We start from the raw sequence: 12448 nt of genomic DNA, 5'->3' as shown, positions 1-12448 counted from the left end.
AGGAAGCGTGATCACCGGATGCCGGTGATCACGCCGGCGGCGACGGTGGCGTTGCTGGCCTCGTCGATGAGGATGAACGCGCCGGTCACCCGGTTGCGCGCGTAGTCGTCGGCGAAGAGCGGGCGGGTGGTGCGCAGGCGGACGCGGCCGATCTCGTTGAGCGTCAGCGCCGCGACTCCGGTGTCGCGGCGCAGGGTGTTGACGTCCAGCCGGTAGTGCAGGTCCTTGACCAGCACCCGGGCGGTGGCGGTGGTGTGCTTGACGATGAGTTTCGTGCCGGGCGCCAGGGCGCGCTCGCCGGTCATCCAGCACACCATCGCGTCCAGGTCCTGGGCCGGCTCCGGCTGGTTGTGCGGGCGGGCGAGCATGTCGCCCCGCGAGATGTCCAGGTCGTCGGCCAGGCGCAGCGTGACCGACATCGGCGGGAACGCCTCGGTCACCGGGCCGCAGGGCCCCTCGATGCCGGTGATCACGCTGGTCAGCCCGGAGGGCAGATGCACCATCTCGTCGCCGGGCCGCAACACGCCGCTGGCGACCTGGCCCGCGTAGCCGCGGTAGTCGTGCAGCAGCGGGTCGGCCGACTGGCCTGGCCTGATCACGTACTGGACGGGGAAGCGCACGTCGATGAGGTTGCGGTCGGAGGCGATGTGCACGTGCTCCAGGTGCCGCAGCAGCGACGGGCCGTCGTACCAGGGCATGTTGATCGAACGCTCGACCACGTTGTCGCCGTGCAGCGCGGAGATCGGGACGAAGGTCAGGTCGCCGATGTCGAGCTTGGTGGCGAACGCGGTGAACTCGTCCTCGACGCGCGCGTAGGCGGCCTGGTCGTACCCCACCAGATCCATCTTGTTGACCGCGACCACCAGATGGGGGACGCGCAGCAGGCTGGCCAGGAAGGCGTGCCGGCGTGACTGCTCCAGCACGCCCTTGCGCACGTCGACGAGCACGACGGCCAGGTCGGCGGTGGAGGCTCCGGTGACCATGTTCCTGGTGTACTGCAGGTGTCCCGGTGTGTCGGCGATGATGAAGGTGCGCCGCGGCGTCGCGAAATAGCGGTAGGCGACGTCGATCGTGATGCCCTGCTCGCGCTCGGCCTGCAGTCCGTCGGTCAGCAGCGCCAGGTCGGTGTGCTCCTGACCCCGGTCCGCGCTGATCCGCTCCAGCGTCGCGAGCTGATCTTCGAAGATCGCCTTGGAGTCGTACAGCAGCCGGCCGATCAGCGTGGACTTTCCGTCGTCGACGGAACCGGCCGTGACCAGGCGCAGGATGTCGGTGTTCGTCATAGCTAGAAGTAGCCTTCCTTCTTGCGGTCCTCCATCGCGGTCTCCCCGGTGCGGTCATCCGCCCGCGCCTGACCCCGCTCGGTGATCCGGGTCACCTTGATCTCCTCGATCACCTCGTCCACCGTGGCGGCGACCGACTCGATCGCGCCGGTGCAGGAGGCGTCGCCGACGGTGCGGAAACGGACCGTCGCCGTGCGGGCGGGCTCGTCGTCCTGCCGGTGCGCGTACGGGTTGTCGTCGAACAGCAGCCCGTCCCGCTCGAACACCCGGCGCCGGTGGGCGAAGTAGATCGGTGGCAGGTCCAGGGACTCCCTGCGCAGGTAGTTCCACACGTCCAGCTCGGTCCAGTTCGACAGCGGGAAGACCCGTACGTGCTCGCCCCGCCGGACCCGGGTGTTGAACAGGTTCCACAACTCGGGCCGCTGGTTCTTGGGATCCCACTGGCCGAACTCGTCGCGGAAGGACACCACCCGCTCCTTGGCGCGGGCCTTCTCCTCGTCGCGGCGCGCGCCGCCGAACGCCGCCTCGAAGCCGTGCTCCTCGATCGCGTCCAGCAGCGTGACGCTCTGCAGGCGGTTACGCGAGCCCGGCCTGCCGGGCTCCTCGGCCGCCCGGCCCCGGTCGATCGACTTCTGCACCGAGGCGACGATCAGCCGGACGCCCAGCTCGGCCACCGTCCGGTCGCGGAACTCGATCACCTCCGGGAAGTTGTGCCCCGTGTCCACGTGCAGCACCGGGAACGGGATCGGCGCCGGGCGCGCCGCCTTCGCCGCCAGCCGCAGCAGGACCACGCTGTCCTTGCCGCCGGAGAACAGCAGGACGGGCCGCTCGAACTCGGCCGCGATCTCACGGATGATCTGGATCGACTCGGCCTCCAGCGCGTCGAGCTGCGAGAGGAGATGGGTCGTAGGCAAGGTCGGCTCCCGTCATCGGGTCACAGGTGAAGGTGGCGGTCCAGGAAGGGGTTGCCGAACTTGCCGGCGGGGTCGTACGCCCGCACGAGATCGGCGAAGTCGGGCAGGCGGGGGAAGCGCGACCGCAGCGCCGCCGGCGCAATGGCGAAGATCTTGCCCCAGTGCGGCCTGGCCCCGAAGGGCGCCAGCCGCTCCTCGACCGACCGCACCACGGGCAGCACGGCCTCGGTGTCGGCGATCCAGGTGAAGTGGATGCTCACCGAGTCCTCGCCGTAGAAGGGGCTCATCCACAGCCGGTCCGCGGCGATCGTGCGTACCTCGCAGATCTGCAGCACCGGGTGGATGCGGTCGCGGACCCGATCGAGGGCCCGCAGCGCGGGGACCGCTTCGCGGGCGGCGACCATGTACTCCGAGTGCAGCTCGTCCCCGGCGCTGCTCGGCTCGGCGCCGGGCCTGAAGTGCGGCAGCCGCTCGTGCCACCGGCCGGGCACACCGAGTTGCTCGGTGCAGCTCACGGCGGACATCGAGGCCACGGGATGGCGTGGCCCGGCGGCGGCCAGGGCGGTGAACCAGGGTCGCTTGACCACCTCGCAGGCCGGCTCGTCCAGCCGCTCGTTGATCCAGACCCGGGTCAGCCGGGGCGCGCGCCAGTCGGTGAACAGGCACACGCTGTAGGCGCTGGACACCAGCTCGTCGAAGTGCTCGTCCAGCGCGTCGAGCGGCAGGTCCTCGTACACCTGCTGGCGCAGCTCGAAGGCGGGCACCAGATCGAGGGTCAGGCTCGTCACCACGCCGAGCGCGCCCAGCGCGACGACCATGCCGTCGAAGTGCTCGTCGCCGCGGGTCACGCGGGCCAGGTCGCCGTCGGCGGTGACCAGTTCGAGGGCGGACACGGAGGTGGCCAGGCAGCCGGTGCGCACGCCTGAGCCGTGGGTGGCGGTCGCGCAGGCGCCGGCGACGGAGATGTGCGGGAGCGAGGCCAGGTTCGGCAGCGCGAATCCGCGCTCGTCCAGGTGCCGGGTCAGCTCGGCGTAACGCACTCCCGCGGCCACCTTGGCGGTGGCCCCGGCCGTGTCCACCTCCACGGACGCGGGCAGGCCCGTCAGGGACACCAGCGCGCCGGGGGAGTCGGCCAGGTCGTTGAAGGAGTGCCGGGTGCCGAGCGCGCGGAGGTTGCCGTTGCGGGCCACCAGCGCCCGCAACTCGGCGAGGGTGGCCGGCCGGTGGATCCGCTCTGCCCGGTAGGTGACGTTGCCCGCCCAGTTGGTGGTCATGCCGGGCCCTCGATCCTGATGATCACGCCCTCGTCGGGGCCCAGGGACAGCGGGCGCAGGTCCGCCGCCGAGCCGGTCTCCCTGGCACCGGTGGCGGCCTCGACCCGGCCCGTGGCGGGCAGTTCCGGCAGGACCACCGAGACCGGTCGCGGCGTGAAGTTCAGCGCGACGAGCAGCCGCTCCTCCGGCGCGGTGCGCAGGTAGGCGAAGACGTCCTCGCCGGTCTCCAGTGACCGGTAGCCGCCCCTCCTCAGCGCGGGCGAGGCGCGGCGCAAGGAGATGAGCCGCCGGTACAGGCTCAACAGCGAGCCCGGATCGTGCCGCTGGGCGGCGACGTCGACGTTCGGCCGGCCGGGCGCGAAAGGCAGCCAGGGCGTGCCCTCGGTGAAGCCGCGGCCGCCCGCCTCCCACCGCATGGGGGCGCGCTGGCCGTCTCGGCCGTCGATGTCCAGCGCCTGCGGCGGAGGGGCGTCGGCCATGCCGATCTCCTCGCCGTAGTAGACGCACGGCAGGCCGCGCAGGGTGAGCAGCATCATCGCCGCCACCCGCAGCCGTGGGCCGGGACCGAAGCGGCTGGCGGCGCGGGAGATGTCGTGCGTGGCCAGCGCGTACGTCGGCAGCGCGCCGCCCGCGGCCAGCTCGGCCAGCCCGTCCACCCGCTCGCGGAAGGCGGCGGCCCGCCACGGCTCCTCCCAGAAGGCGGTGTGGAAGACGGTGTGCATGCCGTCGCCGCCGAAGTAGGCGGCCAGCCGCCGGTCGTCGCTGATGGGCACCTCGCCCAGGGCGAGCCGGCCGCCGTAGGCGTCGAGCGTGCCGCGCAGCTCGCGCAGCACGTCGAGCGTCTCGGGCAGATCCAGGTTGCGCATCCGCACCTCGGGATGGGGGACGTGCCGCCTGGCGTGTGCGAGCTCGGCCGGGTTGTCGCGCAGCCCGGCGTCCTTGACCAGCCGGTGCGCCACGTCCACCCGGAACCCGTCGACCCCCCGGTCCAGCCAGAACCGCCACACCTTGCCCATCGCGGCGCGCACCTCCGGGTTGCGCCAGTTCAGATCGGGCTGGCCGGGCGTGAAGCTGTGCAGGTAGCACTGGCCGGTCCGCTCGTCGTACGTCCACGCGGGCCCGCACCGCTCGAACGAGCTGAGCCAGTTGTTCGGCGGCCCGCCGGACTCGCCGGGATCGGCCCAGATGTACCAGTCCCGCCGGGGATCGGACCGGCTGGAGCGGGACGCGGCGAACCAGGGGTGCTCGGCCGAGGTGTGGTTCATGACCAGGTCGACCACCACCCGGATGCCCCGCTCGTGCGCGCCGGCGAGCAGCTCGTCGAAGTCGCCGAGCGTGCCGAGGACCGGGTCCACCGCCTCGTGGTCGCTGATGTCGTAACCGAAGTCGGCCAGCGGGGAGGGGTAGAACGGCGACAACCAGACGGCGTCGACGCCCAGCTCCCGCAGGTGATCGAGCCTGCCGGTCACCCCTGGCAGGTCGCCGACCCCGTCCCCGCCGCTGTCGGCGAAGCTGCGCACGTACACCTGGTACAGGACGGCTTCGCGCCACCATTGCTCTTGGGTCATCTCGTTCTCCCGCTCATCTGTTCACTCCGGACATGTCCGGATAGCGGTCCCCGGCTGCGCAGCCGGGCGGGGCGATCTCCGCCAGCAGGTCCCGTTCTTCCGCGGAGAGCTCCAGGTCCGCGGCGGCGGCGTTCTCCTCCAGCCGGGACCGGTTCTTGGCGCCGGGGATGGCGACGACGTCGTCGCCCTGGGCGAGCACCCAGGCCAGCGCGAGCTGCGCGGAGGTGACGGCGCGCGCCCGGGCGAGCCGCGCGATCCGCGCCACCACCTCGGTGTTGCGGGCGAGGTTGCCCGGCTGGAAACGGGGCAGCGTACGGCGGAAGTCGTCACCGGACAAGTCGTCCGTCGCCGCGATCCTGCCGGTCAGCAAGCCCCGGCCCAGCGGCGCGTAGGCGATGAACCCGATGCCGAGCGAGCGCAGCGTCGCCAGCAGCTCCTGCTCGGGATCACGGCTGACCAGCGAGTACTCGGTCTGCACGGCGGCCACGGGATGCACGGCGTGGGCCCGCCTGACCGTCTCGGGAGCCGCCTCGGAGATCGCCAGATGCCGCACCTTGCCCTGACCCACCAGCTCCGCCAGGGCGCCCCAGGTGTCCTCGATCGGGACCGACGGGTCGACGCGGTGCTGGCAGTAGAGGTCGATGACGTCCACGCCCAGCCGCTTCAGCGAGCCCTCGCAACTGGCGCGCACGTACTCGGGCCGGCCGTTGACGCCGATCACCCGGCCGTCGGGGCCCTTGACGTTGCCGAACTTGGTGGCGATCACCACCTCGTCGCGGCGGCGCCGCACGGCCCGGCCGATCAGCTCCTCGTTGGTGTAGGGGCCGTACATGTCGGCGGTGTCGAGCAGGTTCACGCCGAGATCCAGGGCGCGGTGGATGGTACGGATCGACTCGTCGTCGTCCCACGCGCCGTAGAACTGCGACATGCCCATGCAGCCCAGGCCGAGTGCGGACACCAGCGGTCCTTCGCTTCCCAATCTACGCATCACGCCGCCCTCGTCGTCGTCAGGCACTCCATCAGCCGTGTCCAGTCGAGCAACTGCCGGTCCGGCAGGTAACGCTCGCGTACCCGGAGGTGCGCGCCTTCGCCCAGCCTGCGCGCGAACGGGGGGTCGTGGAGCAGGCGCCGCAGGTGCGCGGCGGCGGTGGCGAGGTCGTACGGGTCGGCCAGCAGCAGGCCGCTCTCGCCGTTGCGCACCTGGTCGCGCAGGCCGCCGACCGCGCCGGCCAGCAGCGGTCTGGACTTCCACATGGCTTCGGTCGCGGTGAGACCGAAGCCTTCGGCCAGGCTCTTCTGCACGACCACGCGCGCGTGCCGCTGCAGCGCGTTGACCATGACGGCGTTCTCGCGCAGATCGTCCATGGGCAGGCAGACGAGCTGGCAGCGGCGGCGGTCCCGGTCCGGCAGCGCCTCCCAGGCGCGCCGGCACTCCTCGTACACCTCGATCGCCCCGGGATCGTCGGCCACGCCGGCCGGATCCGCGCCGGCCAGCGTCAGGTAGCCGTCCACGCCTGAGGCGGTGAACGCCGCCAGCACGCCTGTCATGTCCTTGAGCCGGTCCCAGCGCGACACCTGCACCACCATCGGCAGCTCCGCCGGCGGGGGCGGGCCCTCGCGCAGCACGGTCGCCGGCCGGTGCACCCGCACGGCGGGACCGATCGGGACCCGCACGGTGACGGGCGCGCGGTCGCCGTGGTCGCCGCCGCCGGCGATGATCCCGGCGGCGCCGAGCACGGCGAGCACCACGTCGCCGGCGAGCTCCACGTTCTTCGGCCCGCAGGGGTCGATCGAGGGCGGGATGATCCGCGGCAGCGGCGCCCAGCCGGGCACGTGCCCCGGTGTGGAGAACACGCTGGCGTCGGCGTGGGCCACGAACTCGCGCACGAACCGGCCGCCCTCGCCGGTGTGTTCATTGGGCCGGTCGTTGCCGATGTGACAGCGCCACACCACGGTCGCGCCGCGCCGGCGGGCCGTCTCGATCAGGCCGGCGGGCTGCGGGTCGTGCACAATCACGACGTCGCCCGGCTGGACGAGCGCGGCCAGCCGGCCGGCCTCGCCGGCGATCGACCGGCGGTAGCGGAGCAGCTCGGCGGGACCGAGCGGGCCGCCGTCGCCGGCGGCGCCGTACAGGCGGGAGACCAGTCGCTTGGCGACGACGTGGAACCCCGCGTCGCCGTCGAGCACCAGCCACCGCACGTCCAAGCCCATCGCGCGGGACAGCGGGCCGAGCACGTGCAGCAGCTCGGCGACGCCGCCGCCGGCCGAGGTGGAGTTGACGTTCCAGACGGTACGGCCGGCCAGCAGCCCCGCCATCCGGCCGACGGCCCGGCGGAGCCGCTCCATCCGCTCCTCGCCGAGGACGTCCTGGTAGGGCCCCAGCGGGGCCTGACCCAAGGGGACCTCACGCATCTCTCAGCCCCACCGTCATCGGCTCCTGCCCGGAGCGATCCGGTACGGTCGCTGGCCGCTCGGACTCCTGGCCGGTCCGGTCCCGCTCGGGCTCCTGGCCGGTCCGGTCCCGCTCGGGCTCCTGGCCGGTCCGGTCCTGCTCGGGCTCCTGGCCGGCTCGGTCCCCGTCCGGCGGTTCGGGGCCGGAGGGCAGGACCAGCTCGACGAGGGCCGGCCCGGGGTGGGCGGCCATGGTCCGCAGTGTGGCGGCGAACGTCTCCAGTTGCGCCGCCACGTGGTCGCGGTCCAGCCGGTCGCCCAGGTCCACGCGCCGGCTCCGCACCCCCAGCGCGCCGGCGACCTCGGTGTACCCCAGGGCGTCACCTGGGCCCTGGTCGCCGGGGGAACCGGCCGGGCGTCGCGACGGCACGCCGCCGTGGCAGGCCACGAACGTCACCGGCGCCGCCTCCCGCACGGCGGCGACCAGCCCCTGCACGAGAAAGCCCCATTCCTCGCCGCCCACGGCGCACAACACCTTGACGGACGGCTCGCCCAGGGCCAGGCCGGTGGCCAGGGCCACGCCGCCGCTGGTGAGACCGCTCGCGACGCGCACCTTCGGCCCGCCGTCCTCCTCGGGGAGCGCGCCGCCGAGCAGCCGGCCATCGTCCACCACCACCACCTGCCGAGCCGCCCGCCCGGCCACCTGACCGATCGCCCGCGCGATCCCGGAGGCGCTGGTCTCTGAGGCGCTGGTCTCTGGGACGGGGTCGCTGGAGCTGTGAGGCGCGGCATTCATCGGCCGGTTCAGGGCCGACAGCGCGGTCAGCGGCACCCACGCGGCCTCCGCCACGTCCTGCGGGACGGCGACGATCACCGGCCCGTAAGGCGGGCGCCTGCTGTCGTCCAACGCCTGCTGCAACACGGCGATCAGGGCGTCCACGGCCGCGCGGCGGCCTTCGGCGTCGCCCGGCACACCCTTCAGCTCGTGCCAGGACTTGGCGAAGGCGCCGGAGACCGGAAGCAGATCGGGCTCGCCGTCCTGTGGCGACGTCGGAGACCCGATGGCGGGCCGCCCGACCACAACGATCGTGCCGATCCCGTCACGCCGGAGATCGGCGAGCGCGCCGAGCACGCCCGCCAGACCGCGGGCACCTGCCAGGACGGCCACGCCGTTGCCCGGCCGCAGCAGGCACGCGCCGCCCGCCTGAACCAGGGCCTCGCGGTCTCCGCCCGCGCCGACGAACCGCCCCAGCCGCGCCATCGCCTCACCCACAGCAGCAGCACCCGCACCGGCGGTGCCGCTATCCGGGAGGGAGGTGTCGCCATCCGGGAGGGAGGTGTCGCCGTTCGGGAGGGAGGTGTCGCCGTTCGGGACAGGGGGGCCGCCAGGCGGGCGGGCGATGCCGGCGCCTGCGAAGGCGATGCCGGCGCCGGCGCGGTGCAGCGCCAGTGCGATGGCCTCCGCGCCGGTCAGCAGCACGTCGCCGGACGCGGGCACGGCCTGGGCGACGGCGTGTTCCAGGGCCGGCTCCGCGGCGTTCAGCACCGTGGCCAGCGTCTTGACGAACGCCGGACGCCCGGCGTCCTCGACCAGCCCCACACTGAGCCCGTTGACACCGCCCCCCGGCCGGGTCAGCAGCGCGCGGATCATGTCGTGCACGGTGCTGCCCGCCGTCCGCGCGGCCCGTACCTCCTCCGGGCGCAGGCCGAAGGCGGCCAGCGCTTCGGCGGCCGGCCCATCGGCGACCACCCGCACGGGCACGTCCGCGCCCGCCGACGGGTCCAGCTCGTCGAACGGCACGCCGCCGTCCTGAGTGAGCGTGATCCGCAGCCGGTAGTCGCCCGGTTCGCCTGGTGCACGCGCCCTGACCGGCACGTTGACGATGCCTCCCGGCGGCAACGAGCGCGGCAGCGCCGCCGCGATCGGCCGCACGGCCAGCTCCCGCCCGTCCGCGTCGTACCAGCGGTGCAGCACTCTGACCGGGTACGGCGGCGCCGGCGTGAGCAGTCCCGCGCCGGTGTTGCCGATCCGGCAGGGAACGGTCATCAGGCTGCCCGTCTCGGCCTGCCCCTCGACCGGCCCGGCGAGGGTGATCTCCGCCCGGCAGTCCTCATCGGGCAGCCGGTCGCCGATCGCCCACAGCCTGCCCGGCTTGCGGCCCAGCCGCTCGAACATCTGCCGCTGGCCCTGCTCGTGCGCCCTGGTGTGGTTGACGTCGAACCCTCGCCTGGCTCCACCGGCCAGCGACGAGGGCACCAGCGCCAGCGCGTACACCTCGCGGGCGGGCAGGTCCACCAGCCCGGTCACCCGCCACTCCCGGCGGTCCACCACCGCCAGGGCCGCCGTCTCGACCGAGTCGGTGAGGTAGCGGTGCGGGCTGACCCCGACGAACAGGTAGTCGTCGGTCACGGCCAGGCCGCGTGGCCAGCCGGGCAGGCCGAGCCGCCCGATCTCCCGCCGGGTCTCGCCGGAGATCCGCACCAGGTCTCCGGCGGCGGAATCGCAGACGAGCCAGGTCCCGTCGCTGTAGTGCGGGTTGTGCGGGGCGCGCAGGCCCTGCAGCACGGGCTCGCCCGTCGCCAGGTCGACCACCTGCCCCGTGGCCGGTTTGCCGCTCTCGTCCCAGCCGCGCCGGCGCAGGAACGGGCCGAAACCGCACACCAGGATCCGATCGCCGGCCACGGCCAGGCTGTTGAGGTGCCAGCTGTCCACCTCGCCGGGGGCCCGCCAGCGCCACACCACCTCGCCGTCGGGCGCCACCCGCTGCACCTCGTTCTGGGTGGTGGCCACCACCAGCACGTCGCCGTCCACCACGAGGATGTCGTGCGGGGTGGAGACGTCGTCGAGCCGGTGATAGCGCCGTACGCCGGTCGGGTCGTAGGCGACCAGCTCGGCCGGGCTGCCCTCGGCGCTCCACAGGCACCGGTACAGCAGGCCGCCGGCCGCGTACAGGCCGGTGCTCGACACGCGGTCGATCTCCTCGACCGCGCCGCCGATCGCGAACAGGCCGCCGCCGATCGTGTGGTGCGCGTCGAAGCAGGAGACCAGCAGGTGGTGGCCGTCGGGGAGCAGCCCCTCCAGGCCGGTCAGCTTTGTGGTGGTCATGGGTTCCCCCTCGTGGAAGTCGCGGTCAGCGTCGTGCTCCGCCATGACGTGCCGCCCGAGCCGGCGAGGAAGATCGCCGCCCTGGCCACGGCGTCGGCGTCCGCGGCCACGATGATGTGGCAGGAAGCGTCAGCGCTGTCCAGGCCGTGGCCGTGCCGCTGCTCGCCGGACGCCGGCTTGGCGCGGGTGAGCAAGAGCGTGCCGGGGCGGCCCTGCCGGGCGAAAACGGGCAGGGCGGCGCGCGCCAGGCCGGCGTCCGGGCTGTCGTCGATGACGGCGTCGACGCCGCCGTAGGTGAGCAGGGTCTCGTGAACGGCGCTTTCGGCGGTGCCGAGAATGACCGGCACGGCGCGGCGCTCGCCGTGCCGGCCGGTGATGGTGGCGGCAGTGGCCGTGGCCGCCTCGCGCCGCTCGGGCGGGGCGGCCAGGGCGACGTGCGCGCCCGCCGCGGCGAGGCGTTCGGCGACGGCGTCCGCGTGCGCGCCGGCCGCGGTGATCAGGAACACCGCGCCCGCCAGCGGCCCCTCTTCCGCCCGGAGTTGCGGTTTGAGGCGCATGAGCGGCCAGTACTCGTCGGCGGCGCCCTGGGCCTCGGTCAGCGTCCGGTAGCCGCCGGCCGCGTCGGCCGCCCTGACGACGGTCATGGTCTGGGCCAGGTGATCGGCGTACAACCGGGCCTTGGCGGCGTCCGGGCCGCAGGTCACCGTGCCGAGGCCGGGCAGCACGATCGCCCGCGGTGCGTTGCCACGCTTGCCCAGCGCGCGGGCGGGCTCGGGCATGTGCCGCTCGTAGTAGGCGTCGTACCGGTCGCGGTGGTCCTGGATGGCGGCGAGCACCTCGGCGGGGCCGGCCGGTACGCGGTCGAGGACCAGCGGCCGATACCCCACGGTGACCAGGTGGTCGGGACAGCTCGGCCCCGCCTGCGTCCACTGGGGGCCGCGCTCGGAGGACGCGAAGGACACGGCGTCGCCACTACGGTCCAGGTGCAGCACGACCGCACGGCCGCCGCCCGCCGGAGCATCGCCCGCCGGAGCGCCATCGGAAAGAGAACCGTCCGCCGGAGTGCCATCGGAAAGAGTGCCGTCTGACGGAGTGCCGTTCGAGGCGGTGCCGTACGACAGGGCGCCGCGGATCGCCGGGAGCAGCTCGGCGAGCAGGCCGTCGGCGGCCTCGGGCGGCAGCGGGCTCACGGCGGGACCACCGAGATCAGCCGGCCGCCAGATCGCCTTCCGCACCGCCCGCGTCGCCCGCTCGACCGCCTCCAGCGAGTTGCGATAACACTGCTCGCTGCTGTCCGACCAGGTGAACAGCCCGTGATTGGCCAGCAGCACGAAACGGCAACCCGGCCGGGCGGCGATCCGCCCGGCCAGCTCACGGGCCACGCCGGCGTCGAACTGCCGGTAGTCGAACCAGACGGCCTCCTCGCCGAACTCGTCCTCGGCCGCCTGCCGGCCGCCGGGGAAGGAGGTGAGCGCGATCACCGCGTCCGGATGGCAGTGGTCGACGTGGCGGGCCGGGATGAACGCGTGGGTCAGCGTCTCGATGCCCGGACGGCGCTGCTCGCCCGACAGGCCGCTGTCGATCAGGTGGCCGATCATCTCGGTCTCGGTCAGCGGGCCGGAGTCCCGCAGCGCGAGCAGGTCGTCCAGGCGGAGCGCCGGGAAGTCGTCCGGCGTGGTGGTGGCGCCGTCGCAGCCCCAGGCGCTCATGTACAACACGGAGGTGGTGCGGCCGCGGCGGTCCGCGGCGACGCCCTTGGCCGAGAAGTTGCCGCCGCCCTCCTTGGTCAGCGACGGGTCCGATCCGACCAGGCGGGAGCGGTAGAGGACCTCGTCCCTGCCGCTCAGGCGCCGGGCGGTGCCCGCGTCCCACCGATCCGTCGGCGGTGTGAACAGTTCGTCCATGTCCATCC

The 12448-nt window shown here is 73.5% G+C and carries 8 protein-coding genes; all 8 read right to left on the bottom strand.

Annotated features, from left to right (window positions below; translation table 11 throughout):
* Positions 1 to 11: 11 nt before the first annotated feature.
* The 8 genes from ACWD0F_RS16720 to ACWD0F_RS16685 are packed head-to-tail and all read right to left on the bottom strand — an operon-like array spanning position 12 to position 12440.
* Positions 12 to 1283, bottom strand: a complete 1272-nt coding sequence (locus ACWD0F_RS16720) for a sulfate adenylyltransferase subunit 1 (protein ID WP_449876215.1) — start codon at positions 1281 to 1283, stop codon at positions 12 to 14.
* Positions 1284 to 1285: 2 nt separating this feature from the next.
* The gene (gene cysD / locus ACWD0F_RS16715) at positions 1286 to 2197 is read right to left on the bottom strand and encodes a sulfate adenylyltransferase subunit CysD (RefSeq protein ID WP_449876213.1); all 912 of its coding nucleotides are present in this window, start codon (positions 2195 to 2197) and stop codon (positions 1286 to 1288) included.
* 20 nt (positions 2198 to 2217) lie between these two features.
* Positions 2218 to 3471: an FAD-binding protein gene (locus ACWD0F_RS16710; RefSeq protein ID WP_449876211.1), complete on the bottom strand. Its 1254-nt coding sequence runs from the start codon at positions 3469 to 3471 to the stop codon at positions 2218 to 2220.
* On the bottom strand, positions 3468 to 5039 hold the full coding sequence (locus ACWD0F_RS16705) for an alpha-amylase family glycosyl hydrolase (RefSeq protein WP_449876209.1): 1572 nt from the start codon (positions 5037 to 5039) through the stop codon (positions 3468 to 3470). Before ACWD0F_RS16705 ends, ACWD0F_RS16710 begins: the two co-directional genes overlap by 4 nt.
* Positions 5040 to 5052: 13 nt before the next feature.
* The gene (locus tag ACWD0F_RS16700) at positions 5053 to 5997 is read right to left on the bottom strand and encodes an aldo/keto reductase (RefSeq protein ID WP_449876207.1); all 945 of its coding nucleotides are present in this window, start codon (positions 5995 to 5997) and stop codon (positions 5053 to 5055) included.
* A 29-nt stretch (positions 5998 to 6026) separates the two neighbouring features.
* Positions 6027 to 7451 carry a glycosyltransferase gene (locus ACWD0F_RS16695; RefSeq protein ID WP_449876205.1) on the bottom strand — a complete coding sequence of 475 codons (1425 nt, stop codon included), beginning with the start codon at positions 7449 to 7451 and terminating at the stop codon, positions 6027 to 6029.
* Positions 7444 to 10536 (bottom strand): DUF4915 domain-containing protein, encoded by a 3093-nt coding sequence (locus ACWD0F_RS16690; RefSeq protein WP_449876203.1) that lies wholly within the window; start codon positions 10534 to 10536, stop codon positions 7444 to 7446. Before ACWD0F_RS16690 ends, ACWD0F_RS16695 begins: the two co-directional genes overlap by 8 nt.
* On the bottom strand, positions 10533 to 12440 hold the full coding sequence (locus tag ACWD0F_RS16685; protein WP_449876201.1) for a class II aldolase/adducin family protein: 1908 nt from the start codon (positions 12438 to 12440) through the stop codon (positions 10533 to 10535). Before ACWD0F_RS16685 ends, ACWD0F_RS16690 begins: the two co-directional genes overlap by 4 nt.
* Between the last annotated feature and the right edge of the window lie 8 nt (positions 12441 to 12448).

It is taken from the genome of Nonomuraea sp. NPDC002799, assembly GCF_053592075.1.
The sequence above is the reverse complement of the archived record's forward strand: the minus strand, read 5'-3'. Positions and strand labels throughout refer to the sequence as shown.